The sequence below is a fragment of the Paraburkholderia sediminicola genome (assembly GCF_046026895.1).
GTDB classification, from domain to species: domain Bacteria; phylum Pseudomonadota; class Gammaproteobacteria; order Burkholderiales; family Burkholderiaceae; genus Paraburkholderia; species Paraburkholderia sediminicola_C.
Map to the genome: position 1 here is coordinate 315,652 of NZ_JAQQEU010000001.1, position 26,736 is coordinate 342,387.

The 26,736-nt window shown below is 62.6% G+C and carries 20 protein-coding genes; 17 read left to right on the forward strand and 3 right to left on the reverse strand.

Annotation, left to right across the window (positions count from 1 at the left end; translation table 11 throughout):
* Positions 1–6: 6 nt before the first annotated feature.
* The 11 genes from PQR02_RS01435 to PQR02_RS01485 all read left to right on the forward strand — a co-directional run bounded on the left by PQR02_RS01435 (position 7) and on the right by PQR02_RS01485 (position 11,520).
* Positions 7–894, forward strand: coding sequence for a ParB/RepB/Spo0J family partition protein (locus tag PQR02_RS01435; protein WP_408224339.1), 888 nt, complete (start codon positions 7–9; stop codon positions 892–894).
* A gap of 881 nt (positions 895–1,775) precedes the next feature.
* Positions 1,776–2,318, forward strand: a complete 543-nt coding sequence (locus PQR02_RS01440) for an ATP synthase subunit I (protein ID WP_408224342.1) — start codon at positions 1,776–1,778, stop codon at positions 2,316–2,318.
* 164 nt (positions 2,319–2,482) lie between these two features.
* Positions 2,483–3,334 carry a F0F1 ATP synthase subunit A gene (gene atpB / locus PQR02_RS01445; RefSeq protein ID WP_408224345.1) on the forward strand — a complete coding sequence of 284 codons (852 nt, stop codon included), beginning with the start codon at positions 2,483–2,485 and terminating at the stop codon, positions 3,332–3,334.
* Between the two features lie 82 nt (positions 3,335–3,416).
* Positions 3,417–3,686 (forward strand): F0F1 ATP synthase subunit C, encoded by a 270-nt coding sequence (gene atpE, locus PQR02_RS01450; protein ID WP_007180033.1) that lies wholly within the window; start codon positions 3,417–3,419, stop codon positions 3,684–3,686.
* A 139-nt stretch (positions 3,687–3,825) separates the two neighbouring features.
* Positions 3,826–4,296 (forward strand): F0F1 ATP synthase subunit B, encoded by a 471-nt coding sequence (locus PQR02_RS01455; RefSeq protein WP_408224349.1) that lies wholly within the window; start codon positions 3,826–3,828, stop codon positions 4,294–4,296.
* 2 nt (positions 4,297–4,298) lie between these two features.
* On the forward strand, positions 4,299–4,838 hold the full coding sequence (locus tag PQR02_RS01460; protein WP_408224352.1) for a F0F1 ATP synthase subunit delta: 540 nt from the start codon (positions 4,299–4,301) through the stop codon (positions 4,836–4,838).
* 58 nt (positions 4,839–4,896) lie between these two features.
* Positions 4,897–6,438: a F0F1 ATP synthase subunit alpha gene (gene atpA, locus PQR02_RS01465; RefSeq protein WP_408224355.1), complete on the forward strand. Its 1,542-nt coding sequence runs from the start codon at positions 4,897–4,899 to the stop codon at positions 6,436–6,438.
* Positions 6,439–6,577: 139 nt separating this feature from the next.
* Complete coding sequence (atpG, locus tag PQR02_RS01470; protein WP_408224358.1) at positions 6,578–7,462, forward strand: F0F1 ATP synthase subunit gamma; 885 nt, start codon at positions 6,578–6,580, stop codon at positions 7,460–7,462.
* 115 nt (positions 7,463–7,577) lie between these two features.
* A complete protein-coding gene (gene atpD, locus PQR02_RS01475; RefSeq protein WP_408224361.1) occupies positions 7,578–8,972 on the forward strand; it encodes a F0F1 ATP synthase subunit beta in 1,395 nt (464 codons plus the stop codon).
* 162 nt (positions 8,973–9,134) lie between these two features.
* Complete coding sequence (locus PQR02_RS01480) at positions 9,135–9,560, forward strand: F0F1 ATP synthase subunit epsilon (RefSeq protein ID WP_012434800.1); 426 nt, start codon at positions 9,135–9,137, stop codon at positions 9,558–9,560.
* Positions 9,561–9,789: 229 nt separating this feature from the next.
* A complete protein-coding gene (locus tag PQR02_RS01485; RefSeq protein WP_408224364.1) occupies positions 9,790–11,520 on the forward strand; it encodes an AMP-binding protein in 1,731 nt (576 codons plus the stop codon).
* An 873-nt stretch (positions 11,521–12,393) separates the two neighbouring features.
* On the opposite strand, the gene PQR02_RS01490 is transcribed toward PQR02_RS01485, so the two are convergent.
* Complete coding sequence (locus PQR02_RS01490; RefSeq protein ID WP_408224367.1) at positions 12,394–13,185, reverse strand: transporter substrate-binding domain-containing protein; 792 nt, start codon at positions 13,183–13,185, stop codon at positions 12,394–12,396.
* Positions 13,186–13,406: 221 nt separating this feature from the next.
* Here PQR02_RS01490 and hemE point away from each other — a divergent pair, with 221 nt between their 5' ends.
* The 4 genes from hemE (at position 13,407) to PQR02_RS01510 (ending at position 19,056) form a co-directional block, all read left to right on the forward strand.
* Positions 13,407–14,507: a uroporphyrinogen decarboxylase gene (hemE, locus tag PQR02_RS01495; RefSeq protein ID WP_408224370.1), complete on the forward strand. Its 1,101-nt coding sequence runs from the start codon at positions 13,407–13,409 to the stop codon at positions 14,505–14,507.
* A 465-nt stretch (positions 14,508–14,972) separates the two neighbouring features.
* Positions 14,973–17,219 (forward strand): primosomal protein N', encoded by a 2,247-nt coding sequence (locus PQR02_RS01500; protein WP_408224373.1) that lies wholly within the window; start codon positions 14,973–14,975, stop codon positions 17,217–17,219.
* A 170-nt stretch (positions 17,220–17,389) separates the two neighbouring features.
* Positions 17,390–18,811, forward strand: a complete 1,422-nt coding sequence (locus PQR02_RS01505; RefSeq protein ID WP_408224651.1) for a YeiH family protein — start codon at positions 17,390–17,392, stop codon at positions 18,809–18,811.
* Positions 18,812–18,924: 113 nt separating this feature from the next.
* On the forward strand, positions 18,925–19,056 hold the full coding sequence (locus tag PQR02_RS01510; protein ID WP_408224376.1) for an ACT domain-containing protein: 132 nt from the start codon (positions 18,925–18,927) through the stop codon (positions 19,054–19,056).
* Positions 19,057–19,192: 136 nt separating this feature from the next.
* Here the strand turns inward: PQR02_RS01510 and PQR02_RS01515 are convergent, their stop codons facing one another.
* A complete protein-coding gene (locus PQR02_RS01515; protein WP_408224379.1) occupies positions 19,193–19,363 on the reverse strand; it encodes a hypothetical protein in 171 nt (56 codons plus the stop codon).
* Between the two features lie 309 nt (positions 19,364–19,672).
* Between PQR02_RS01515 and putA the strand changes: the two genes are divergently transcribed.
* Both putA and PQR02_RS01525 read left to right on the forward strand, forming a co-directional pair.
* Positions 19,673–23,602 carry a trifunctional transcriptional regulator/proline dehydrogenase/L-glutamate gamma-semialdehyde dehydrogenase gene (putA, locus tag PQR02_RS01520; protein WP_408224382.1) on the forward strand — a complete coding sequence of 1,310 codons (3,930 nt, stop codon included), beginning with the start codon at positions 19,673–19,675 and terminating at the stop codon, positions 23,600–23,602.
* An 87-nt stretch (positions 23,603–23,689) separates the two neighbouring features.
* Positions 23,690–24,838, forward strand: coding sequence for a branched-chain amino acid ABC transporter substrate-binding protein (locus tag PQR02_RS01525; protein ID WP_408224385.1), 1,149 nt, complete (start codon positions 23,690–23,692; stop codon positions 24,836–24,838).
* 110 nt (positions 24,839–24,948) lie between these two features.
* On the opposite strand, the gene PQR02_RS01530 is transcribed toward PQR02_RS01525, so the two are convergent.
* Positions 24,949–26,667, reverse strand: coding sequence for a thiamine pyrophosphate-binding protein (locus tag PQR02_RS01530; protein ID WP_408224388.1), 1,719 nt, complete (start codon positions 26,665–26,667; stop codon positions 24,949–24,951).
* Positions 26,668–26,736 lie beyond the last annotated feature (69 nt).

Genomic DNA, 26,736 nt, shown 5'->3' on the forward strand with positions numbered 1-26,736 from the left:
AGCACGATGAACGCAGTAGCAAGAAAGAAGGGACTGGGCCGCGGCCTTGAGGCGTTGCTGGGCGGCACCGCCGACATCACCGAGGCGGTGGCGATCGAGGGTGCGCCCAACGTGCTGCCGCTCAGCAAGATGCAGGCGGGCAAGTATCAACCGCGTACACGCATGGACGAAGGCGCGTTGCAGGAACTGGCGGCCAGCATTCGCGCGCAGGGGTTGATGCAGCCGATCCTCGTGCGTCCCGTGTCGGCGGACAAGTACGAGATCATCGCTGGCGAGCGGCGTTTTCGCGCGGCGCGTCTCGCGGGCCTCGACGAAGTGCCGGTACTGGTGAGGGACGTGCCGGACCAGGCCGCCGCCGCGATGGCGCTGATCGAAAATATTCAGCGCGAAGACCTGAATCCGCTGGAAGAAGCCCAGGGCATCCAGCGCTTGCTCGACGAGTTCAGTTTCACGCACGAACAGGCGGCGGAGTCGGTCGGCCGTTCGCGCAGTGCGGTATCGAATCTGCTGCGCCTGCTGAACCTCGCTGCGCCGGTGCAGACGATGTTGCTGGCCGGCGATCTGGACATGGGGCACGCACGCGCGCTATTGGCCGTCGACGCCGCGACGCAGATCACGCTGGCCAACCAGGTGGTGAACAAGCGCCTGTCCGTGCGCGAGACTGAAAAACTGGTGGCGGCCACCACCAAGGCCGCGCCGACCGTCAAGGCACGCGCGAATCCGGACGGCGGACGCGACACGCGGCGGCTTGAAGAAGAACTGTCGGACCTCCTTTCGGCGACGGTAAAGATCAAGCTCGGTCGACGGGGTAGGGGTCAGGTGCTGGTGGACTTCGGTGATCTGGATGCGCTGGAAGGTATTCTCGTTCGGTTGCGCGGGAATGCGACGGTGTAAGCTGCGGATTGCATCGGATGAATGCTGAATAGTCTTGCGGCGCGGTGCTCGATCGCTCGCGAGCTTTTTGGGGCGATTCGGGATTCGGGCATGTTCAGCGTTTGCCGAGGTGTTGTGCTGCATGCCGGATTGGAAGGTCAATTTTATTGATCTGTATTCCAAATCAATCTTGATTGGATTCCTGACCAAAATTGAAACCGGATAATAAGGACTCCAGATGTATTGCCATGTTGTGAAACTCGATGACGACCATAAGTACGTTTGATTTTGCCGATGACCCGGGCGTGCCTTACGCCCGCGGGCCGCAATTGCCGTTGCCATACGAAGAGTTCGCGCCAGCGCCCGTCCGTCTCATCATGCGGTCGGACCGGGCGTGGTCATGTGGGTCAACAGCGCGAAGCGGGGCAGTCGCCCAAGGTGCGCCCGAACTCGACCGCCGTCAGCAAAGCTAATCGCGCGCAGCCGCTGCAAACAACGAGCTTCGCCGCAACTGCGCCGCCCGTCGTGGCGCACGCCCTCCGCCACAACAGTGCCGTTTACTCGTCGGCGCCGGGCCTGTCCAATCCTGCGCGCAAAATTTGGCATTTGTTGCATTTTTGAGACGTCTGTCACGACATCCAGCGGGCCTATTCGCGGGTGAAAACCGAGTCGATCCAAAGCGCGCGTTTAGCCGTCCCCCAGCCACCTTACATTCGGCGTGTTTTCGCCGTCAAACCGCTGTTCCCGCATCGTGGGGGCGCTTTTCACGCCGGTTATCGAACGGCCTAAAGTCTTGAATTGCCTGCAACTATCGCTTACAATCGCCCCGATTTAATTGCACCGCACCCCCGTAATCGCAGCGTAAGCTCAGCGAGCTGAACAAAGACTTTCGGAACACTGCAATGGCGGTCAAAACGTCGAATCAAGCGCCGAAGCATGGGCGCGACGGGCACCGCGTTGAACGCTCTGTTTCCGACGCGTCCAACGGTCAGCAAGTTGCACACGAGGCGTGGGACGCCGAGCAAGAAGATAACAATATCGTTCCGCTCACGCGGGCTGAAGCCGAAAAGCTGTTTGGTCCGGGCGTGAGTCGTCCATCGCGCGTTACGCCTTTCAAGGTCGTGGCGGCGCAAATGGTTTTGTCCCTGGGTGCTACGCTGTTGTGGTGGCTGTTTTACAAGCCGCCGGGCGCTGCTGCGCTGTCCGCGTTCCTGGGTGGGGCGATTTGCTGGATACCGGGTGCGTTGTTTGCGGCGCGCCTCAGAACGTTGAGCGGCGCTGAGACAGTGATGAGCTGGATGATCGGCGAAGCGCTCAAGATGGGGACGACGATCGCGATGTTTGTAGCCATCGCCTTCTGGTATCACGACGTACGCTGGGTTCCGCTGCTCGTAACCTACCTTATTGCGCTCAAGACCTACTGGATCGCCCTCGCGTGGCGTTAAGGTAGCAGTAACACAGTAGCAGCACAAAATTCAGGCTGGCGCGCAGCGCGCCGGCGACAGGTGTGCGGATACGACACGGTCCGCACCCGGCGTGTTCCCGCGATACGGCATTGCTGCGGGTGCGGCCTAAGACGATTTTCGACAATTTGGGTGGCTTTAACGATATGGCAGCTAGCGAAGGCACGCGCGCAATGGATCCGTCCGAGTACATCGCGCACCACTTGCAGAACTTTTCCACCGCGCACCAGACGTCGATTTTCGACATCCACGTGTGGAATCTGGACACCCTCTTCTGGTCGATCGTTTGCGGTCTGGCCACCATCTTCATTCTTCATCTCGCTGCCCGCAAGGCAACGTCCGGCGTGCCGGGCCGTTTCCAATGCGCGATCGAAATGCTGGTCGAGATGGTCGAGGATCAATCGAAGTCGATGATCCACGGTACGCGCACTTTCATCGCACCGCTGGCCCTGACCGTGTTCGTCTGGGTCGCGCTGATGAACTCGCTCGACTTTATCCCTGTCGACCTGCCGGGCCACGTGATCGGCTGGCTGGGTCTGTCCGAAGCCATCCCGCACCACCGCATCGTGCCGACCGCCGACCTGAATGGCACGCTCGGCATCGCCCTCGGTGTGTTCGCGCTGATGATTTACTACAACTTCAAGATCAAGGGCGCCGGCGGCTTCGTGCATGAACTGCTGTCCGCTCCGTTCGGCGCGCATCCGCTCCTGTGGATCCCGAACCTTGCACTGAACATCATCGAGTTCGTCGCGAAGACGGTCTCGCTCGGCATGCGGCTGTTCGGCAACATGTACGCGGGCGAACTGTTGTTCCTGCTGATTGCCCTGCTCGGCAGCATCTGGAGCTTCGGCGCGGACACGACGGTGCTTGGCTTCATCGGCCACGTGATCGCCGGCACAGTGTGGTCAATCTTCCACATCCTGATCGTTCTGCTGCAGGCGTTCATTTTCATGATGCTGACGCTGGTGTACATCGGCCAGGCACACGACACGCACTAAACTGCGCCGTCAAAAAGAATCGCTTTAGTTTTTAAATCCCAGTTCCAACCAGTTCTAAAAGACTTTTCACAAAGGAGTGATCATGCAAGCTTTCATCGCCAACATCCAGGGTCTGACCGCCATCGGTATCGGCATCATCATCGGCCTGGGTGCAATCGGCGCCTGTATCGGTATCGGCCTGATGGGCGGCAAGTACATCGAAGCATGTGCTCGTCAGCCGGAACTGATGAACCCGCTGCAAACCAAGATGTTCCTGCTGGCTGGTCTGATCGACGCGGCGTTCCTGATTGGCGTTGGTGTGGCAATGCTGTTTGCGTTCGCGAACCCGCTGCTGTCGAAGCTGGCAGGCTGAGGTTCCTCGGAAGTTTGCGCCTGAGCTATAACTGTTAAAAGGCGCAGGGCGGAACGGGCACTTGGGCGCTGATCGAATACAGAATCGATGAGCGCCTTGCCGTTTCACTTTCCGAACTAGCAATGTTTAAGGAAACACCGTGAATCTCAACGCAACCCTGTTTGCGCAAATGGTCGTGTTCCTGATCCTCGCGTGGTTCACGATGAAGTTCGTGTGGCCGCCGTTGATCAACGCCCTCGACGAGCGCTCGAAGAAGATTGCTGACGGTTTGTCGGCTGCCGAAAAGGGCAAACAAGAACTCGAAGCCGCTCACAAGCGCGTCGACCAGGAACTTGCCCAGGCACGCAATGACGGCCAGCAACGTATCGCCGACGCGGAAAAGCGCGCTGTGGCAGTCGCTGACGAAATCAAGGCTCAGGCACAAGCTGAAGCCGCTCGCATCATCGCGCAGGCGAAGGCCGACGCGGACCAGCAAGTCGTGAAGGCGCGCGAAACGCTGCGCGGCGAAGTCGCTGCACTTGCTGTGAAAGGCGCTGAGCAGATCCTGAAGCGCGAAGTCGACCAGGCAGTCCACGCTGACCTGCTGAATCAACTGAAAGCCGAGCTCTGATCATGGCCGAACTTGCAACCATCGCCCGTCCGTACGCAGAAGCGCTGTTTGGCGTGGCCGAAGCTGGTGACACCGCCGCCTGGTCCACGCTCGTGCAGGAGCTGGCACAGGTTGCGCGTCTGCCCGAAGTGCTGTCGATCTCCTCGAGCCCGAAAGTAAGCCGCGCCCAGGTCAGCGAACTGCTGCTGGCCGCGGTCAAGTCGCCGCTCAAGGACAACGCGCAAGCGAAGAATCTGGTGCAAATGCTGGTGGACAACCATCGCCTGCAATTGCTGCCGGAAATCGCCGTGCAGTTCGAAGAGTTGAAGAACGCCCGCGAAGGGGCGGCCGATGTGCTGATCGTCAGCGCATTCCCGCTCGAAGGCGCGCAGTTGAACGAACTCGTCGCAAGTCTCGAACGCAAGTTCAAACGCAAGCTGAAGCCGACGGTCGAAGTCGACTCGTCGTTGATCGGCGGCGTGCGCGTGACGGTCGGCGATGAAGTGCTCGATACCTCGGTCCGCGCGCGGCTTGCCAGCATGCAAACGGCTCTGACGGCCTGAAGCGCCGACGGCGCTGAAGCGGCTGGCACGCAACAGAATTGACTATCAGGAGCGAATAATGCAACTCAATCCCTCTGAGATCAGTGAGCTGATCAAGAGCCGGATCCAGGGCCTTGAAGCGAGCGCAGACGTTCGCAACCAGGGCACCGTGATCTCCGTGACCGACGGTATCGTGCGTATCCACGGCCTGTCGGAAGTGATGCAGGGCGAAATGCTCGAATTCCCGGGCAACACCTTCGGTCTCGCACTGAACCTCGAGCGCGACTCGGTCGGCGCCGTGATTCTGGGTGAGTACGAACACATTTCGGAAGGCGACATCGTCAAGACGACGGGCCGCATTCTGGAAGTGCCGGTGGGCCCGGAACTGCTCGGCCGCGTGGTCGACACACTCGGCAACCCGATCGATGGCAAGGGCCCGATCAACGCGAAGAAGACCGACGCCATCGAAAAGATTGCGCCGGGCGTAATCTGGCGTAAGTCGGTTTCGGAGCCGGTCCAGACCGGTCTGAAGTCGATCGACGCGATGGTGCCGATCGGCCGCGGCCAGCGTGAGCTGATCATCGGCGACCGTCAGTGCGGCAAGACCGCAGTTGCAGTCGACGCGATCATCAACCAGAAGGGCAAGAACCTCTTCTGTATCTACGTCGCGATCGGCCAGAAGGCTTCGTCGATCATGAACGTGGTGCGCAAGCTGGAAGAAACCGGCGCGCTGGAATACACGATCGTCGTGGCCGCTTCGGCTTCGGACTCGGCTGCGATGCAATACCTCGCACCGTACGCCGGCTGCTCGATGGGCGAATACTTCCGCGACCGCGGTCAGGACGCGCTGATCGTTTATGACGACTTGACCAAGCAGGCTTGGGCATACCGTCAGATCTCGCTGCTGCTGCGCCGCCCGCCGGGCCGTGAAGCTTACCCGGGCGACGTGTTCTATCTGCACTCGCGTCTGCTGGAACGTGCTGCTCGCGTCTCGGAAGACTACGTCGAGAAGTTCACGAACGGCGAGGTGAAGGGCAAGAGCGGTTCGCTGACGGCGCTGCCGGTCATTGAAACGCAAGCAGGCGACGTGACCGCATTCGTTCCGACGAACGTGATCTCGATTACCGACGGCCAGATCTTCCTGGAAACCGACCTCTTCAACGCAGGTATCCGCCCGGCAATTAACGCCGGCGTGTCGGTGTCGCGCGTTGGTGGTGCGGCTCAGACGAAGGTCGTGAAAAAGCTGTCGGGCGGTATCCGTACCGACCTCGCGCAGTACCGTGAACTGGCTGCATTCGCGCAGTTCGCATCGGATCTCGACGAAGCGACCCGCAAGCAGCTGGAGCGCGGCCGCCGCGTGACGGAACTGCTGAAGCAGCCGCAATATCAGCCGCTGCAAGTGTGGGAACTGGCGGTCTCGCTGTTCGCAGCGAACAACGGCTACCTCGACGACCTCGAAGTCTCGCAAGTCCTGCCGTTCGAAAAGGGCCTGCGCGAACACCTGAAGTCGAGTCACGCTGACCTGGTCAAGCGCATCGAAGATACCAAGGAACTCTCGAAGGACGACGAAGGCCTGCTGCACACGGTCCTCAAAGACTTCAAGAAGTCCGGCGCTTATTGATCCGCGAGTGATCCGCAAGGCATAAACGGACCTTGAAGCGGCGCGGGCCGCATGTGAATGCCCCCGTGCCGCTTCGATCGCTTTGCATGGGACCCGAGTAAGCGCTAAAGCGCTAACTCGGGCCGACAAGGAGCAAGCAATGGCTGGAATGAAGGAAATTCGCGGCAAGATCAAGAGCGTGCAAAACACGCGCAAGATCACGAAAGCGATGGAGATGGTGGCGGCATCGAAGATGCGCCGCGCTCAGGAGCGCATGCGCGCTGCTCGCCCGTATGCCGACAAGGTCCGCGACATCGCTGCGCACATGAGCCGTGCGAACCCCGAGTATCGTCACCCGTTCATGGTGGCGAACGAAGGCGCGAAGGCGGCCGGCATCATCCTCGTCACGACCGACAAGGGTCTGTGCGGCGGTATGAACACCAACGTGCTGCGTGCGTCGACACAGAAGTTCAAGGAACTCGAAGGCCAGGGCAAGTCGATCGAAGCAACCGCGATCGGCACCAGGGGTCTGGGTTTCCTGAACCGTCTGCGCGCCAAGGTGGTGTCGAACGTCGTGCAACTGGGCGATACGCCGCATCTGGAAAGGCTGATCGGCGCGGTGAAGGTGCAACTCGACCTGTACTCGGAAGGCAAGGTTTCGGCGGTGTACCTGGCGTACACGCGCTTCGTCAACACGATGAAGCAGGAGCCGGTGATCGAGCAACTGCTGCCGCTGTCGGCGGACCAGTTCGAGCGCAAGGAAGACGACGGCACGACGCCGAGCACGCAGTGGGACTACATCTACGAGCCGGATGCGCAGGCAGTGGTGGACGAACTGCTGGTGCGTTATGTCGAAGCGCTGGTCTATCAGGCCGTCGCGGAAAACATGGCATCCGAGCAGTCGGCCCGGATGGTCGCGATGAAGGCCGCTTCGGACAACGCGAAGCAGGTCATCAACGAACTGCAGCTCGTGTACAACAAGAGCCGTCAGGCCGCGATCACGAAGGAACTGTCGGAAATCGTCGGTGGCGCGGCGGCAGTCTGACCCTGACGGTCAGTCATGCCGCCACGTGTGCGCCCGTGAGGCGCACCCGTCTAGGCGACCCCACCGAAACTGCGCCTTTGCGCGAGTGAAGAATTGAGTATCTAAAGGAAAAGCGATGAGTACTACTGCTTTGGTAGAAGGCAAGATCGTACAGTGCATCGGCGCGGTGATCGACGTGGAATTCCCGCGTTCGGACATGCCGAAGATTTACGACGCGCTCATTCTCGAAGGTTCGGAATTGACCCTCGAAGTCCAGCAACAGCTGGGCGACGGCGTCGTCCGTACCATCTGTCTGGGTGCATCGGACGGCCTGCGTCGCGGCACGGTCGTGAAGAACACGGGCAACCCGATCAGCGTGCCGGTCGGCAAGCCGACTCTGGGCCGGATCATGGACGTGCTGGGTCGCCCGATCGACGAAGCCGGTCCGATCAACTCGGACGTGGTTCGCGGCATTCACCAGAAGGCTCCGGCGTTCGACCAACTGTCGCCGTCGACCGAACTGCTTGAAACCGGCATCAAGGTGATCGACCTGATCTGCCCGTTCGCGAAGGGCGGCAAGGTGGGTCTGTTCGGTGGCGCCGGCGTGGGCAAGACCGTGAACATGATGGAACTGATCAACAACATCGCTAAGGAACACGGTGGTTACTCCGTGTTCGCCGGTGTTGGCGAGCGTACCCGTGAAGGGAACGACTTCTATCACGAAATGAAGGACTCGAACGTTCTCGACAAGGTCGCGCTGGTGTACGGCCAGATGAACGAGCCGCCGGGCAACCGTCTGCGCGTCGCGCTGACCGGCCTGACGATGGCTGAGCACTTCCGTGACGAAGGCCTCGACGTGCTGTTCTTCGTCGACAACATCTACCGTTTCACGCTGGCCGGTACCGAAGTGTCGGCACTGCTGGGCCGTATGCCGTCGGCAGTGGGCTATCAGCCGACGCTGGCTGAAGAAATGGGTAAGCTGCAAGAGCGTATTACGTCGACCAAAACCGGCTCGATCACGTCGGTTCAGGCCGTGTACGTCCCTGCAGATGACTTGACCGACCCGTCGCCGGCTACGACCTTCGGCCACCTGGACGCAACGGTCGTGTTGTCGCGTGACATCGCTTCGCTGGGTATCTACCCGGCAGTCGACCCGCTCGATTCGACCTCGCGTCAGATCGACCCGCATGTGATCGGCGAAGAGCACTACACGATCACGCGCGGCGTGCAGCAAACGCTGCAGCGCTACAAGGAACTGCGCGACATTATCGCGATTCTGGGTATGGACGAACTGGCGCCGGAAGACAAGCTCGCCGTCGCGCGCGCTCGTAAGATCCAGCGTTTCCTGTCACAGCCGTTCCACGTCGCTGAAGTGTTCACGGGCTCGCCGGGCAAGTACGTGCCGCTGAAGGAAACAATCCGTGGCTTCAGGATGATCGTTGAAGGCGAGTGCGACCACCTGCCGGAACAAGCGTTCTACATGGTCGGCACGATCGACGAAGCCTTCGAAAAGGCCAAGAAGATCCAGTAAAGGTCGGGTGTAACGAAGCGGGCGCGGGCTCGCGCATCAGACTACGCAAACCGTACAGTAGCACTGGGCAAAGCCGGCGCCTCTTACTACGCTCAACCCCGCCTTGCATGGGACGAGAGTAAGCGCTAAAGCGCTAATTCTCGTCGACAGGAGTCGACACTTATGGCAACCATTAAAGTAGACGTCGTCAGCGCGGAAGAGCAGATCTTCTCGGGCCAGGCGAAGTTCGTCGCGCTGCCGGGCGAAGCAGGTGAACTCGGCATTCTGCCGGGACACACGCCGCTCATCACGCGGATTCGTCCGGGTGCGGTGCGCATCGAAGCTGAAAACGGCGAAGAAGAGTTTGTGTTCGTCGCCGGCGGCATCCTCGAAATTCAGCCGGGCGCTGTGACGGTTCTCGCCGACACCGCGATTCGCGGCAAGGATCTCGACGAAGCCAAGGCCGAAGATGCACGCAAGCGTGCGGAAGAAGCGCTGCAGAACACGGGCTCGAACCTCGAATACGCAACCGCGCAAGCGGAACTGGCGTATGCGACGGCCCAACTCGCGGCGATTCAGCGTCTGCGCAAGCTACGCGGTCAGAATTAGGCAGTATGTATCAGAGAAAAAGCAGCCTTCGTGGCTGCTTTTTTTTGATCTTGAGTTGACGTTTACGGAAAGGCCAGAAAAATGACGAGATCGAACGGATTGGCAGCCGGCCACGAGGACCGCACGATGGGCTGCGGGTAAGACTTGATGCCGCACGTATATACGCCGGTGGCACAATCCATTTCAAATCATTTCAATAGAGCGACCTTCCGCTCACGGAGACAACACCATGGCAACGCAAGTGTCAGGCGAAGGTGCACTCATCGAACCCAAAGACGGCCTCTCGTACGTGCGCGGGTCGACTGAGATTCCGTTGAGCGAAGCGACAGTCGGTCAGTTTCTGCGCCATACCGTGGAGCGTTTTCCGGATCGCCCGGCCGTAGTGTTTCGCGAGCAGCGCATTCGCTGGACTTGGAAGGAGTTCGCTGACGAAGTCGACGAGTTGGCGTCGGGGCTCCTCACACTCGGCATCGCGAAAGGAGACCGCGTCGGCATCTGGTCGCCGAACCGGGTCGAGTGGTTGCTAACCCAATTCGCGACTGCGCGCATCGGCGCCGTGCTCGTCAATATCAATCCGGCGTATCGGCTCGCGGAACTCGAATACGCGTTGAACAAGGTTGGCTGCAAGGCGATCATCGCCGCCGAGCGTTTCAAGACGTCGATGTACCTGGAGATGCTGCAGGAGCTCGCGCCGGAACTGGCCACGCAAGCGCCAGGCGATCTTCACGCCGCCAGGCTGCCTGATTTGCGCTACGTGATCCGCATGTGCGACACCGAAACGCCTGGCATGATGAGCTTCTCCGAGCTGATCAAACGGGGGCGTTCAGCACGCGACGCCGCGCAGCTCGACGCCCTCGGCGCTACGCTGACGTGCCATGAGCCGATCAATATCCAGTTCACCAGCGGCACGACCGGCAATCCGAAAGGCGCGACGCTGACCCACAGCAATGTTGTGAACAACGCGCGTTACATCGCGATGGCGATGCGGCTGACCGAACAGGACGGCTTGTGTATTCCCGTCCCGCTGTACCACTGTTTCGGGATGGTATTGGCGGTGCTGGCGTGCGTGTCGGTCGGCGCGAACATGGTGTTTCCGGGCGAGGGCTTCGAGCCGGCCGCGACCCTTGCCGCGGCTGCCGAAGAAAAGTGCACTGCGTTGCATGGCGTGCCGACCATGTTCATCGCCGAACTCGATCATCCGGAGTTCGCCAGCTATGATTTTTCGCATCTGCGCACGGGCATCATGGCGGGCTCGCCATGCCCGATCGAGACGATGAAGAAGGTCGTCTCGAAGATGCATTTGAGCGAAATCACCATCGCTTACGGCATGACGGAGACCAGCCCCGTGTCGTTCCAGAGCTCCACCACCGACCCGCTCGACAAGCGCACCACGACAGTGGGCCGCATCCAGCCGCATCTGGAGGTGAAGATCGTCGATCCGCTAGGCCAGATCGTGCCGGTCGGCGAAACCGGCGAGCTGTGCACGCGAGGCTACTCGGTGATGCAGGGTTATTGGGACGATGAGGCGAAGACGCGCGAGAGCATCGTCGACGGCTGGATGCACACGGGTGATCTGGCGACGCTCGATGCCGCGGGTTACTGCAATATCGCCGGCCGGCTGAAGGACATGCTGATTCGAGGCGGCGAAAACATCTATCCGCGCGAGATCGAAGAGTTTCTGTTCCGACACCCGAAGATCCAGAGCGTGCAGGTGTTCGGCGTGCCTGACGCCAAGTACGGCGAGGAGGTCTGTGCGTGGGTCGTGCTGCGCGCGGGCGAGCAGGCAACAGCCGAAGAGATCCGGCAATTCTGCCAGGGGCAGATCGCGCACTACAAAGTGCCGAAGTACATCCGTTTCGTCGATGAATTGCCGATGACAGTGACCGGCAAAGTGCAGAAATTCGTCATGCGCGAGCGGATGATTAGCGAATTGAAACTGAAGGAAGACAAGACGGCGTGACGCCATTGCGGCGCCGCGCTGGCAATAGGTCGACGACCGGCCGGCGTAAAGAAAAAGACAGGTAAACCCAATCCATTTGCAGAACAACTCGCGGGAAAAGCCGCGAATGTGCATTACGTGGCGAAATCGCACCGCGCAAACGTTTGACAGACGAAAAAAAAGCGGGCCTGGAGCCCGCTAAAAACCACACGCTACGGGGTTAGCGCGAGGAGACCAAAGTAGGAACCGACTTAAACGGCGACCCTGCGCCGATTACGGCCCCAGCAGGGATGCCCCTTCACAGGGCTTCGGCATACGCCGACCGGCAAGTGCATCGTATCCGCTCACACCACGCACCCAGCCACATCCGTGTTGAAACCGTTGAGGGCATTGTGGGCGAATTAATCTGGCCGCGCGGTAACAAAGTGTTTCAGGTTGTAACGCCCGCCAGATAAGGCGCGCCGGGATTTATTGCCAAATCAAATCGCTTCAAAAGTAATTTTTACCCATGACTGATGCGCAATTTGATACGCGTGATTGATGCTAATCGTGATGCATATCGCGGAATAATCCGTTCAGTTGATTCCGCATCAAATAGTTGTGCACGCAGCTTTTTTGAGATCAATCGCCTTGTTACACGAGTTTCCCGGGCGCTTGAGATTCCCCTTTTACGTAGTGAGATTGACGTGCTGCGCCGCAGCATTTTTCACTGGTTTGGACTCTCCAGCAAATGGGGCTGATTGGCCGGCATCATGTTTCGCCGCATGTTCAGTTTTTTCTTAAAAGCTGAGGATTCAGTTACATGTCGGGCGGCACGAGGAAAGTCTGCTGGCCTGATAAGCGGCCTGTGTCTTGCCGATAAAACCAACACAGGCGGCCCGGCTTACAAAAACCTTATTTAAGCCATTTATCCGAAATAGCCTGATATTCGCCAGACGCGCGCGCGAGGTGCAACCACTGGTCGACGTATTGCTGGAACGCGACATCGCCGCGCGGCACCAGCCAGGCCTTCTCGCCGTACTGGAACGGTTTGTCCGGATGCACGGAGCAGAGGCCTGGATTCAGCTTTTGCTGCAACAGGGTTTCCGATGCGTCCGTCACCATCACGTCTGCCTTGCCGGCCAGGATCTGCTTGAAGATCGTCACGTTGTCCGGATAGACGGTCACGTTTGCGTGCGGAAAGTACTGCTTCGCGAAACGCTCGTTGGTGCCACCCGGATTGACGATCACCCGTGTCGCCGGCTGGTCGATCTGGGCGACCGTCTGATATTTGTTCAGGTCGTCGCATCGAACGATCGGCGTTTTGCCGTCGATCATATAAGCCTGCGTGAAGAACGCGCGCTTTTGCCGCTCGAGCGTAGGTGATACGCCGCCCACGCCGATATCGCATTTCTCGACGAAGTCGTTCATCAGGTTCGACCACGACGTTTTAACGAACTCCGCTTTCACCCCAAGCGATTTGGCGAGCGACTCCGTCATGTCGACATCGATGCCCTCGAACTGGCCGTCACCTTTATGGAACGAATAGGGCTTGTAGTCGCCGGTCGTGCAGGCGCGCAGCGTGCCCCGGCTGAGAATTTCATCGAGCTGCGAAGGCACGGCGGCGGTGGTCTCCGCACCAGCTACGCCTGCGTACATCAAAACGCCGGTGAGCGCGCCGAGGATTGCGAGTGCTGGTTTGTTCATTGAGTCTCCTTGTTGTTTGTATGTAATTGCCTGTTAAGACGGTGCGATAGTAGCCCGGCAAGGCCGCCTTGAACATCGGCCATTCAGCCAGGTCTGCGCACCGCAATCGGCACTGAAATACCGTCCGCAAGCCGTTCGCGCAACGGTTATCGACCGCATCAGGTGCGATGCGGCGAGCCGGCTCCGGGTAAAATGCTTTTTTGCCCTCAGTCGTACGCACCGTGGCCCATAAACTCCTGAACGACACTTTCCTGCGCGCGCTGCTGCGCCAGCCGACCGACTACACACCGATCTGGCTGATGCGGCAGGCCGGCCGCTACTTGCCGGAATACAACGCCACGCGGGGTCGCGCGGGGAGTTTCCTGGGCCTCGCGAAGAGCCCGGCGTTCGCGACGGAAGTCACGCTGCAGCCGCTCGAGCGCTATCCGCTCGACGCCGCAATCCTGTTCTCCGACATCTTGACCGTGCCCGATGCGATGGGCTTGGGACTCGAGTTCGTCACAGGCGAGGGGCCGAAATTCGTGCGCCCGGTGCGCACGGAAGAGGACGTCGCGCGCCTGGCGGTGCCGGACATCGACGCGACGCTGCGTTACGTGACCGACGCGGTGCGCGAAATCCGCACTGCGCTCACGGACGCGCAAGGTCGTCAGCGCGTGCCGCTGATCGGCTTTTCGGGCAGCCCGTGGACGTTGGCGTGCTACATGGTCGAAGGCGGCGGTTCGGCGGATTTCCGCACCGTCAAGTCGATGCTCTACGCGCGTCCGGACCTGATGCACCGCATTCTGGACGTCAATGCCCGGTCGGTCGCGGCCTACCTGAACGCGCAGATCGAAGCCGGCGCGCAAACGGTGATGATTTTCGACACGTGGGGCGGGGCGCTGGCGGACGGCGTCTATCAACGTTTTTCGCTGCAGTACATCCAGCAGGTAGTGAGCCAGTTGAAGCGCGATCACGACGGCGAGAAGATCCCCGTGATCACCTTTACGAAGGGCGGCGGCCTATGGCTCGACGAGATCGCCGAGACCGGCGTCGATGCGGTCGGCCTCGACTGGACGGTGAATTTGCGCAAGGCCCGCGAGCGGGTCGGCGGCAAGGTGGCGCTCCAAGGCAATGTCGACCCGTCGGTGCTGTTTGCGCCGCCGGCTTCGATTCGGATGGAAGCGCGCGCGGTGCTCGACAGCTTCGGCAATCATCCTGGGCACGTCTTCAATCTCGGGCACGGTATTTCGCAGTTCACGCCGCCGGAGAACGTTGCCGAACTGGTCGACGAAGTCCATCGCCATAGCCGCGCGATTCGCAGCGGCGCTCATGCACCGGCATGAAGCCGTAATCGTTACCAGTTTTTGTTGCAATGCGGCGAAGTGGGCTCTCGGCCTAAGGGGAAATTTGCAGTCAATGGGCCGTCAGATGGCCCTCCCGCGAATGTCAAGGCTTGACTTATGCACATTCGTCACGCTGCGGCGCGGTAGAGCCTCTAGTCGTGTCCTGACCCTTGCACAGTGCCGACGCATCTGATCTAAGCCTTGTCTGGCAAGGGTTTGGCGGCTTCCGGGGGAAATGTGCGGAAGCCCACAGAAGGCCGCTGCGGCGCGGTTTGCGGCCCATCGGAACAAAGTTCTTAACAAAGTTATCCACAGGCCAGCGGACCGAGTGCAATTCTTCAGCCGAATCCAAAACTTAGCGCCGTTATTGAAGTTTTACTTTAACTTCGAGCGCCGCGTCGTCGACTCAATGTTCATCACGGTGCAGCGTCGCGTCGCGCTGGCCCTTCCGCTTTCCTCTGCCGCGTGAGTGAAGCATTTGTCCGTGTCGCGCTGGATCATCCGCTGCCGACACTGTTCGACTACCGTTACGACGCACCCGACCCGGCGGCGCCGGGCATGCTCGTCAGCGTACCGTTCGGCAAGCGGCATGTGGTGGGGCTCGTCTGCGAAGTGACCGCTCACAGTGACGTGCCTGCCGAGCGGCTGCGCTCGGCGATCAGCGTCTGCACGGCCTGCCCGCCGGTATCGAAGGAATGGCTGAAATTGGCCGCATTCGCCGCGGACTACTATCAACGTGGTCTCGGCGAAGTCGCGCTGCCCGCATTGCCACAAGCGTTGCGCGATGCGTCGCGCTGGTCGCGCCTGTTTGCGCCGGAAGAGCGCTATAGCCTCACGCCCGAGGGCCGGCAGGCGCTGCCCGCCGCGCTGCCCGTCCGCGCGGGCGCGTTGAGAAAGTTGGCGCATGCATTGGCCGAGACCGACTTCCTGCTGGCTACCGACGCCCGCGCGCTGCACCCCAAAGCGCTTGCAAGCCTCGACGCGTGGCGCGCGCAAGGCTGGGTCGCGCTGGACGTCATTGAAGCCGCCGCGGTGCTTGCCGCCCCGCCGTCGCCGGACACCCCCCCGCCCGCGCTGCCCACGCTCACCGGCGAGCAGGCGGCCGCCGTCGAGGCGATCCGCGACGCGGACGGGTTCGCGCCGTTCCTGCTGCACGGGGTGACGGGCAGCGGCAAGACCGAGGTGTATCTCCGCGCGCTCGCGGAGATTCTGTCCGCAAAGCCCGACGCGCAGGCGCTCGTCCTCGTGCCCGAAATCAATCTGACGCCGCAATTCGAGGCGGCCTTCCGCGCACGCTTCGCCGCGCTGGACGGCACGTCGATCGTCACGCTGCACAGCGGTCTCGCGGAGGGCGAACGGGCCCGCAACTGGTTCGCCGCCCACTCCGGCCGCGCCCGCATCGTGCTCGGCACGCGCCTCGCGGTGCTGGCGTCACTGCCGAGGCTCGCGATCATCGTCGTCGACGAGGAGCACGATCCAGCCTACAAGCAGCAAGAAGGCTTGCGCTATTCCGCGCGCGATCTGGCGATTTATCGCGCGAAGCAACTGGGTTTGCCCGTCGTGCTCGGCTCGGCGACGCCGTCGTTGGAAAGCTGGTGGCAGGCCGACCAGGGGCGCTACAAGCGCCTCACCCTGTCGCGCCGGGCGGTCGCCGACGCGGTGCTGCCGACCGTGAAGCTGATCGATCTGGAAGAGGAGCGCCGGCGCGGGCGGGCGTCGGTGGAAGGTCTGTCGGGCCCGTTGATCGCCGCGCTGAAGGCGCGCGTCGAGCGCGGCGAGCAAAGCCTCGTATTCCTGAACCGCCGCGGCTACGCGCCGCAACTTGCCTGCGACGCATGCGGCTGGGTCGCCGGTTGTCCGCGCTGCAGCGCCTACGTCGTGCTGCACAAGCCGGAGCGTGCGCTGCGCTGCCACCACTGCGGCTGGGAGTCGCGCATTCCGCGCTCGTGCCCGGAATGCGGCAACGTCGATATCGCACCGATGGGGCGCGGCACGCAGCGTGTCGAAGAGACGCTCGCGAGCGCGGTGCCCGGCGCCCGCGTGCTGCGTATCGACGCCGACAGCACGCGCCGCAAGGGCAGTGCGCAGGCGCTCTTTTCCGATGTCCACGCAGGCGAGGTCGATATTCTTGTCGGCACGCAGATGATCGCGAAGGGCCACGACTTCCAGCGGGTGTCGCTGGTTGGCGTGCTGAATGCCGACACCGCGCTGTTCTCCCACGACTTCCGTGCGAGCGAGCGCCTGTTCGCTCAACTGATGCAGGTAAGCGGGCGCGCCGGCCGCGCGGGTTTGCCCGGCGAGGTGCTGGTGCAAACGCGTTATCCGCGCCACGCGCTGTATCACGCGCTGAGTCGCCACGACTACGTCGGCTTCGCCAATTCCACGCTCGCCGAGCGGCGCGACGCGCACCTGCCGCCGTTCGTGTACCAGGCGCTGCTGCGCGCCGAGGGCCGCACGCTGGAGGCGGCCCTCGCTTTCCTGCAACAGGCGGCGGCGGAACTGACCGGCATCGCGGCCGCCGAGCGCGTGACTGTCTACGACGCCGTGCCGCTGACCATCGTCAAGGTGATGCATGTGCATCGCGCGCAGTTACTGATCGAAAGCGCATCGCGGGCCGCGTTGCAGGCCACTTTGCGTGCCTGGCAGCCGCTGCTGCGAGGCCTGAAAGGCGTGCTGCGCTGGAATCTCGAAGTCGATCCGCTCGACATCTGACGCCGCTTGCCAGTCCGCGAGCGGCATTACTTCTTTGAGTCATATTGATAGAGCGAATGGTCGTTTCGCTTTGCGATGCCGCTCGCCTATATTCGCCGAATCGGCGCTCACCCAGACAAAAACCCCCCATTTCAGCGCCGATGCACGTCAACTTCCCCGAGGCATTTGCGATGGGCGACACCAATCAGACCGTGCCGAGCGGCGCGGCGCCGACCCGGCGACAGGGCACCCACGGCGGCGGACTCCTGCTCACCGAAGACTGGCTCGCCGTGTGGGTCGGCTTGCTGGTGATCGTGATCGCCTGGGCGCTGTTCGCGTCGGGCAGCAGCATCAGGTGGCTGGCGGTGGCGCCCGCCAAATGGTCGAGCGTGGCGCAGACGGCGCAGGACTTCGGCAGGCATCTGCCCAACTATGTCGGGTTGTTCGTCGTGTTCGCGCTGCTTTTCGGCGCGAGCCTTGCGCTGTTGAAGCAGCGTCTCGGCGCATTCCTTGCTGCTTTTCTGATCCTGTTCATCGCGTCGGCGCTGGTTTTCACGCTGGGCGCATGGGTCAACGCGTCGAAGTACAACCTGGAGCCGCCGCTCGTCGCATTGGCGCTGGGCCTGCTGATTTCCAACGTATTCACGTTGCCCGAGTGGTTCGCGGCGGGGTTGCGTGTCGAGTTTTATATCAAGGTCGGCATCGTGCTGCTCGGGGCGACGCTGCCGTTCACTCTGCTGGTGTGGGCCGGACCGGTGGCGGTCGCGCAGGCGACCATCGTGTCGCTCGTGACGTTCTTCGTGATTTTCTTCGCCGCCACAGCGTTCGGCCTCGACCGACGTTTCGCCGCCGTGCTCGGCGTGGGTGGCGCCGTGTGTGGCGTGTCGGCAGCGATCGCGATTGCCGGCGCGGTGCGGGCCAAACGCGAACAGGCGTCGGTGGCGATCACGTTGGTGGTCCTCTGGGCGATCGTGATGATCTTCGTATTGCCGTTCGCGTCGCGCTCGCTCGGATTGTCGACGGCGGTCGCCGGCGCGTGGATCGGCACCTCCGAATTCGCCGACGCCGCCGGCATTGCGGCAGCACAAGCCTATGGCGATTTCGCAAGGCACGCGGGCGGCGCGATTGCCGGCTCGCCGGAGGCGTCGCTGCAAGCGTTCACGCTGATGAAGGTGGTCGGCCGCGACATCTGGATCGGCATCTGGGCGTTTGTGCTGGCGATCGTCGCGACGACGCGCTGGGAATCGCAGGATAGCGGTGTAAAAGCGAGGGCGAATGCCGCGGAGATCTGGACGCGCTTTCCGAAATTCGTGATCGGCTTCGTCGTCGCGTCCGCGCTGGTGACATGGATCGCCAGCCACTATTCGCTGGCCGATTACCGCAAGATCGTCACGCCCGAATTCGTCGCGCCGATCACCGTGCTGCGCACGTGGGCGTTCACGTTCTGCTTCCTCAGCATCGGCTTGACCACGCGCTTGCGCTCGCTCACGGCCACCGGCCTGAAGCCGTTCCTCGCGTTCACGGCGGGTGTGGTGGTCAATATCGCGATCGGCTACGCGCTGTCCGCGCATGTGTTCGCGGCTTATTGGAACAGTCTGGGGCATGGCTCGTGACTCACGCGGCCGGACGAGCCGCCAGCACGGCGGACGCGCGCGACGAAGCTTGCGCACCGCGCTGCGCAAGCTGCCGGTATCGCGCGGAAGACAGAGATTCGTTGGAGCAGAGCGTGCCAGGCCTCACGGCTTTCAGCTCCGGATTCGGCGCGAGCGTCGCGGACAGCCGGCTGTGCCGGCTGCATGACCAGCTCGTGTCGCCGGGTGATGTCTGCGCGCGGTTCGAGGCGCTATTGCCGCGCTGACACACGCGCTCACCGTGTGCCCTGCGAGAAGCCGGGCCGCACGTTTCCCCTTCCATGCTCAGCGGAGCATGGCGCGCCATCCCAATCCCGAACCCCCGCCGAAACTGCGACGTGCGTTGCTCAGCCGCTCAGCCGTTCAGTCGTTCAACGCGGTCCGCGTGTCGCCTGGCGATGCACGCGATGCCGCACGTGCGCGTTCCTCCTCGGCCGAGCGCCGGTTCGAGGCCCCCGTCGCGCCTCGAATGAACAGCACTGCACAGGCCGCGCACATCGCCCAGATGCCCAATATCACCAGCCATTTTTCCATTTCACCGGTCCTCAGAAACCCCGTATCGTTTTTTGTGCGTGCCGTGAGGCCGCGCGCCACTACGCCTGTTTAACGGCGCACCGGCTCATTTAATAAGAGTAAATGCAAAAAGAATCACGCCAGGGAAAGTACTGATCGCAACCCCCGCCGCAGCGTGCCCCGCCGTCAGACGGAAACCCCCGCCGCACAAGGATCTCGGCGGGGTGCAACCAAGCGTTCGCAATGGTTGCACCTTTTTATTGGGAGGCGTACGATTCGCCCAACTTTCAGTCTTTCACCCGGCATTCATCTGTCTCCGAAGAAGGAAACATGGCTAGCACCACCCTTGGCGTCAAGGTCGACGACCTCCTGCGTTCCCGGCTGAAAGATGCCGCCGCCCGTCTCGAACGCACTCCGCACTGGCTGATCAAGCAGGCTATCTTCGCGTATCTGGAACGCATCGAGCACGGCCAACTGCCGCCGGAGCTGTCGGGCGCGACGGGCTCGGCCGATCTTGGCGACGGCGCGGCGGTCGAGCAGGAGGAAGACGGGGCGTCGCACCCGTTCCTCGAGTTCGCGCAAAACGTGCAACCGCAATCGGTGCTGCGCGCGGCGATCACCGCTGCGTACCGCCGCCCGGAACCGGAATGCGTGCCGTTCCTGCTCGGCCAGGCGCGTTTGCCGGCGACTCTCGCGGGCGACGTACAAGCCATGGCCGGCAAGCTGGTCGAAACGCTGCGCTCGAAGAGCAAGGGTGGCGGCGTCGAAGGGCTGATTCACGAATTCTCGCTGTCGAGCCAGGAAGGCGTCGCGCTGATGTGCCTCGCCGAAGCGTTGCTGCGCATTCCCGATCGCGCGACCCGCGATGCGCTGATTCGCGACAAAATCAGCAAGGGCGACTGGAAGTCGCACGTCGGCCAGGCGCCGTCGCTGTTCGTCAATGCCGCCACCTGGGGCTTGATGATCACCGGCAAGCTGGTGACGACCAACAGCGAAAAGGGGCTGTCGTCGGCGCTGACGCGTTTGATCGGCAAGGGCGGTGAGCCGCTGATCCGCAAGGGCGTCGATATGGCGATGCGCCTGATGGGCGAGCAGTTCGTCACCGGCGAGAACATTTCCGAAGCGCTCGCCAACAGCCGCAAATACGAAGCGCGCGGTTTCCGCTATTCGTACGACATGCTCGGCGAAGCGGCCACCACCGAAGCCGATGCGCAGCGCTACTACGCGTCGTACGAACAGGCGATTCACGCAATCGGCAAGGCCGCCGGCGGGCGTGGCATCTACGAAGGCCCGGGCATCTCGATCAAGCTCTCGGCTTTGCATGCACGCTACTCGCGCTCGCAACAGGAGCGCACAATGAGCGAACTGCTGCCGCGCGTGCGCTCGCTCGCGATCCTCGCGCGCCGTTACGACATCGGCCTGAACATCGACGCCGAGGAAGCCGACCGCCTCGAAATCTCGCTCGATCTGCTCGAAGCGCTGTGCTTCGATCCGGAACTGGCCGGCTGGAACGGCATCGGCTTCGTGGTGCAGGCGTATCAGAAGCGCTGCCCGTTCGTGATCGAATACATCATCGATCTGGCCCGCCGCAGCCGCCACCGCATCATGGTGCGCCTCGTGAAGGGCGCGTACTGGGACACCGAAATCAAACGCGCGCAAGTGGACGGCCTCGAAGGCTATCCGGTCTACACGCGCAAGATCTATACGGACGTGTCGTATCTCGCGTGCGCGAAGAAGCTGCTCGGTGCGCCCGACGCGGTCTATCCGCAGTTCGCGACGCACAACGCGCACACGCTGTCGGCGATCTATCACCTCGCGGGCAACAACTACTATCCTGGCCAGTACGAGTTCCAGTGCCTGCACGGCATGGGCGAACCGCTGTACGAAGAAGTCACCGGCCGCGACAAGCTGAACCGTCCGTGCCGCGTCTACGCGCCGGTCGGCACGCATGAAACGCTGCTCGCGTACCTCGTGCGCCGTCTGCTGGAAAACGGCGCGAACACGTCGTTCGTGAACCGCATCGCCGATGAAAACATCGCGATCAAGGACCTGATCGCCGACCCGGTCGACGAAGCGTCCAGGATCGTGCCGCTCGGCGCGCCGCACGCGAAGATTCCGCTGCCGCGCAATCTGTATGGCGACGAGCGTCTCAATTCGATGGGCCTCGATCTGTCGAACGAGCATCGCCTCGCGTCGCTGTCCTCGGCGCTGCTGGCGAGCGCGCATCATCCGTGGCGCGCCGCGCCGATGCTCGAAGACAACGAGATCGCCGTGGGCATCGCGCGCGACGTGCGCAATCCGGCCGATCATCGCGACCTCGTCGGCACGGTCGTCGAAGCGACGCCGGATCACGTGAGCGCCGCGCTCGCGCATGCGGTTGCCGCCGCGCCGATCTGGCAAGCGACGCCGGTCGACGCGCGCGCCGATTGCCTCGCCCGTGCCGCCGATCTGCTCGAAGCGCAAATGCATACGCTGATGGGTCTGGTGGTGCGCGAAGCGGGTAAATCGCTGGCGAACGCGGTCGCTGAAATCCGCGAGGCGATCGACTTCCTGCGCTACTACTCCACGCAGATTCGCGACGAGTTCTCGAACGACACGCATCGTCCGCTCGGGCCCGTGGTCTGTATCAGCCCGTGGAACTTCCCGCTGGCGATCTTCATGGGCCAGGTGGCGGCGGCGCTGGCCGCCGGCAACACGGTGCTCGCCAAGCCCGCTGAGCAGACGCCGCTGATCGCCGCGCAAGCCGTGCGGATTCTGCGCGAAGCCGGCGTGCCGGCGGGCGCGGTGCAACTGCTGCCGGGCGACGGCGAAACCGTCGGCGCCCCGCTGGTAGCCGACCCGCGCACTCGCGCGGTGATGTTCACCGGCTCCACCGAAGTCGCGCGCCTGATCAACAAGACCTTGTCGAACCGACTCGATCCGGATGGCAAGCCGATTCCGCTGATCGCCGAAACGGGCGGCCAGAACGCGATGATCGTCGACTCGTCGGCGCTCGCCGAGCAGGTGGTGGCGGACGTGCTGCAGTCGTCGTTCGACTCGGCCGGTCAACGTTGTTCGGCGTTGCGCGTTCTTTGTCTACAGGACGATGTCGCGGACCGCACGCTCGAAATGCTGACGGGCGCGATGCGCGAACTATCGGTGGGCAATCCGGACCGTCTGTCGATCGACGTCGGCCCGGTGATCGACCTCGACGCGAAACGCGGCATCGACGCGCACGTCGCGGCGATGCGCGAGAAAGGCCGCAAGGTCGAGCAACTGCCGACGCCGGAAGGCGCCGCGCAAGGCACCTTCGTACCGCCGACGCTGATCGAGCTCGACAGCATCGACGAACTGAAGCGCGAAGTGTTCGGTCCGGTGCTGCACGTGGTGCGTTACCGCCGCAGCCAGCTGGACAAGCTGCTCGAACAGATCCGCACGACCGGCTACGGCCTGACGCTCGGCATCCATACGCGGATCGATGAAACAATCGCGCACGTGATCAGCCGCGCGCACGTCGGCAACATCTACGTGAACCGCAACGTGATCGGCGCGGTGGTGGGTGTGCAGCCGTTCGGCGGCGAAGGCCTGTCGGGCACGGGGCCGAAAGCGGGCGGCGCGCTGTATCTGCAGCGACTGCTCGCCACGCGTCCGGCGGGTTTGCCGAAGTCGCTTGCCAAGGCTTTGGTTGCGGATGTTCCGCAAAGCGCTGAAAACAGCGACAATCCGTCCGCCGCATTGACTGCGTTGCGCGACTGGCTGATCGCCGAACGCCAGCCGCAACTGGCGGCACGCTGCGACGGTTATCTGTCGCATGTGCCGGCGGGCGCGACCGCGGTGTTGTCGGGCCCCACTGGCGAGCGCAACACCTACACGCTGGGCGCGCGCGGCACGGTGCTGTGTGTCGCGTCGACGGCGAGCGGCGCGCGCGTGCAGTTCGCCGCGGCGCTGGCTACGGGAAATCGTGCGCTGTTCGAAGGCGCGGCGGGTGAACAACTGGTCTCGCAGTTGCCCGCATCGCTGAAGTCGTATGCCAGCGTGAAGAAGAGCGCCGACGCGCCGTTCGACGCCGTGCTGTTTGAAGGCGACAGCGACGAACTGCTCGCGCTGGTGAAGGAAGTCGCGAAGCGTCCGGGGCCGATCGTCTCGGTGCAGGGCGTCGCGGCGCGCGCGCTGGAAAGCGGCGAAGAGGATTACGCGCTCGAGCGTCTGTTGACGGAACGCTCGGTCAGCGTGAATACGGCAGCAGCAGGCGGCAACGCGAATTTGATGACGATCGGTTGAGCGAACCTCACACGATCCCCTCAATAACACGGAAGCGGTACGGCGACCCCGATACCGCTCCATTACACCTGGTACCAAGGAGAAGCTATGCAACACAAGATGAAACAGCTGGCAGGCGCAGCGCTGGTTGCGGCAATGTCGCTGGCGGGGACGGCCAATGCTCAATCGACGGAAGACGTGAAGGTCGGTTTCGCCGGCCCGATGACGGGCGCGCAGGCTCACTACGGCAAGGACTTCCAGAACGGCATCACGCTGGCGGTGGAAGAGGTGAACGCGACCAAGCCGGTGATCGGCGGCAAGCAGGTTCGCTTCGTGTTGGATTCGGCCGACGACCAGGCTGACCCGCGCACCGGCACGACCGTCGCGCAAAAGCTGGTGGATGACGGCATCAAGGGCATGCTCGGCCACTTCAATTCGGGCACCACGATCCCGGCTTCGCGCATCTACGCGAACGCGGGCATTCCGCAGATCGCCATGGCGACGGCGCCGGAATTCACGCAGCAAGGCTTCAAGACCACCTTCCGCATGATGACGTCCGACACGCAGCAAGGCTCGGTCGCCGGCGCGTTCGCGGTCAAGAACCTCGGCATGAAGAAGATCGCGATCGTCGACGATCGCACCGCTTACGGCCAGGGACTGGCCGATCAGTTCGAAAAGGCGGCGAAGGCGGCGGGCGCGACGATCGTCGATCGTGAATACACGAACGACAAGGCGGTGGATTTCAAGTCGATCCTGACCAAGCTGAAGTCGTCGAACCCGGACCTGATCTATTACGGCGGCGCGGATTCGCAAGCGGCGCCGATGGTCAAGCAGATGAAGCAGCTGGGCGTGAAGGCGCCGCTGATGGGCGGCGAGATGGTCCACACGCCGACGTTCATCAAGCTCGCGGGTGACGCGGCCAACGGCACGGTGGCATCGCTTGCCGGCTTGCCGCTGGAAGAAATGCCGGGCGGCAAGGACTACGTTGCGAAGTACAAGAAGCGTTTCAACGAAGACGTGCAAACGTACTCGCCGTACGCTTATGACGGCGCAATGGCGATGTTCGCAGCGATGAAGACCGCCAACTCGACCGATCCGGCCAAATACCTGCCGGTGCTCGCGAAGACCTCGATGCCGGCGGTGACGTCGTCGAACCTCGCGTACGACAGCCGCGGTGACCTGAAGAACGGCGGCATCACGCTGTACAAGGTGGTCGACGGCAAGTGGACGACGCTGCAAAGCGTGGGCGGGAAGTAAGCGGCCTTTGCTGCCTGCGGTGCTTTTGATGATGGAAGAAACCCCGCTTCGGCGGGGTTTCTTTATGGGCAGTTGCTCTGCACTGCCGCGACTCGGCCGCCCCGGCTCTACTACTCCCCGCGCATCTTCCGTCCTTGCTCGCGAATCTGCTCCAGCGTCGCGCCCGGCGTACTCGCTTCCTGGGTCATGCGGATCTCGATCACCGCCGCGCGTTGCGCGCTCATCGCCCGTTGCAAGGCGGGCAGAAAATCCTCGGTCCGCTCCACGATCTCGCCATGCGCGCCGAAGGACCGCGCGAACGCCGCGAAGTCCGGATTCGTCAGCCCGGTGCCGTGCACGCGATTCGGATAGTGCCGCTCCTGATGCATCCGGATCGTGCCGAACTGGCTGTTGTTCACGACGATGAAAAGCACATGAAGGTCGTACTGCATCGCCGTCGCGAGTTCCTGCGCAGCCATCATGAAGCAGCCGTCGCCGGCGAGCGCGACGACCGCGCGCTGCGGATACATCGACTTCGCCGCGATCGCCGCCGGCACGCCATAGCCCATCGCGCCACTCGTCGGCGCAAGCTGCGAGCGATAGTGCCGATACGAGAAGTGCCGATGCAGCCACGTCGCGTAATTGCCCGCGCCGTTGGTGAGGATCGCGTCGTCCGGCAGATGCGCGCGCAATTGCTGGATCACTTCGCCCATTTGCACGTCACCGGGAATCTGGCGCGGCCTGCGCCAGTCCAGATACGCGCGGTGCGCGTCCTCGGCTGCGCCCGCCCAGGCGAGAGCGCCGGACGACGGCTGCAACGCCGCCAGCAATGCGGCCGACTCGGGCATGCCGGAGACGATCGGCAAATCCGCGACATACACGCGTCCCAACTCTTCCGCGCCTTGATGGACGTGCACGAGTGTCTGCTTGGTTTTCGGAATGTCGAGCAGCTTGTAGCCGTTCGTCGTCGCTTCGCCCAGGCGTGGGCCGATTACGAGCAGCAAGTCGGCATCGCGGATGCGCTGCGCCAACGCCGGATTGATGCCGAGGCCGACATCGCCCGCGTAGTTCGGATGATCGTTATCGAGCGTGTCCTGGAAGCGGAACGCGAGGCCGACCGGCAATTGCCAGTTCTCGACGAAGCGCCGCAAGTCCGCACATGCGGCCGGGGTCCAGCCGCTGCCGCCCGCAATCACCATCGGACGCTGCGCGCCTTCGAGCAACTCGCGCAGCTTCTCGATCTGCGCGCCGGATGGCGAGGCCGCCACGCGTTGATAGGCCGGAACGCCGGCCACGGCATCGCACGCATCGCTCAACACATCTTCCGGCAGTGACAGCACGACCGGCCCCGGCCGCCCGGAGGTCGCCGTATGAAACGCATGGCTCAGATATTCGGGAATGCGCTTCGGATCGTCGATCTGCGCGACCCACTTCGCCATCTGGCCGAACATGCGCCGATAGTCGATTTCCTGGAAAGCCTCGCGGTCGAGATGTTCGCGAGCGCATTGGCCGATCAGCAGGATCATCGGCGTGGAGTCCTGAAACGCGGTATGCACGCCGATCGACGCATGCGTTGCGCCCGGTCCACGCGTGACGAGCGCGATGCCTGGCCGACCCGTCAGTTTGCCGACCGCTTCCGCCATGTTCGCCGCTGCGGCTTCATGGCGGCAAACGATGGTCTGGATGTGTTCAGTCTCGTCGTGCAGCGAATCCAGCACGGCGAGAAAGCTCTCGCCGGGAACACAGAAAACGCGTTCGACGCCGTGCGTGAGCAAAGCATCGACGATGAGACGTGCGCCAGTAGTGCGAGCGGCGTTGGAATCTGAAGCGGGAGCATTCGGCAGCGACATTGCGAAGAAGCCTCCAGGCAGTGCGTGAGTCCGGTTGGATATTGCCGCATCGGCGCAACGCGGGGGCGT

Excerpts from the sequence above, each read along its gene's own strand:
- PQR02_RS01440 (WP_408224342.1), top strand. The coding sequence starts at position 1,776 with ATGGCGGTCAAAACGTCGAATCAAGCGCCGAAGCATGGGCGCGACGGG.
- PQR02_RS01530 (WP_408224388.1), bottom strand. The coding sequence starts at position 26,667 with ATGTCGCTGCCGAATGCTCCCGCTTCAGATTCCAACGCCGCTCGCACT.
- atpE (WP_007180033.1), top strand. The coding sequence starts at position 3,417 with ATGCAAGCTTTCATCGCCAACATCCAGGGTCTGACCGCCATCGGTATC.
- PQR02_RS01505 (WP_408224651.1), top strand. The coding sequence starts at position 17,390 with ATGGGCGACACCAATCAGACCGTGCCGAGCGGCGCGGCGCCGACCCGG.
- PQR02_RS01485 (WP_408224364.1), top strand. The coding sequence starts at position 9,790 with ATGGCAACGCAAGTGTCAGGCGAAGGTGCACTCATCGAACCCAAAGAC.
- putA (WP_408224382.1), top strand. The coding sequence starts at position 19,673 with ATGGCTAGCACCACCCTTGGCGTCAAGGTCGACGACCTCCTGCGTTCC.
- atpD (WP_408224361.1), top strand. The coding sequence starts at position 7,578 with ATGAGTACTACTGCTTTGGTAGAAGGCAAGATCGTACAGTGCATCGGC.
- atpA (WP_408224355.1), top strand. The coding sequence starts at position 4,897 with ATGCAACTCAATCCCTCTGAGATCAGTGAGCTGATCAAGAGCCGGATC.
- PQR02_RS01460 (WP_408224352.1), top strand. The coding sequence starts at position 4,299 with ATGGCCGAACTTGCAACCATCGCCCGTCCGTACGCAGAAGCGCTGTTT.
- PQR02_RS01480 (WP_012434800.1), top strand. The coding sequence starts at position 9,135 with ATGGCAACCATTAAAGTAGACGTCGTCAGCGCGGAAGAGCAGATCTTC.
- PQR02_RS01525 (WP_408224385.1), top strand. The coding sequence starts at position 23,690 with ATGCAACACAAGATGAAACAGCTGGCAGGCGCAGCGCTGGTTGCGGCA.
- atpG (WP_408224358.1), top strand. The coding sequence starts at position 6,578 with ATGGCTGGAATGAAGGAAATTCGCGGCAAGATCAAGAGCGTGCAAAAC.
- PQR02_RS01490 (WP_408224367.1), bottom strand. The coding sequence starts at position 13,185 with ATGAACAAACCAGCACTCGCAATCCTCGGCGCGCTCACCGGCGTTTTG.
- atpB (WP_408224345.1), top strand. The coding sequence starts at position 2,483 with ATGGCAGCTAGCGAAGGCACGCGCGCAATGGATCCGTCCGAGTACATC.
- PQR02_RS01435 (WP_408224339.1), top strand. The coding sequence starts at position 7 with ATGAACGCAGTAGCAAGAAAGAAGGGACTGGGCCGCGGCCTTGAGGCG.
- PQR02_RS01515 (WP_408224379.1), bottom strand. The coding sequence starts at position 19,363 with ATGGAAAAATGGCTGGTGATATTGGGCATCTGGGCGATGTGCGCGGCC.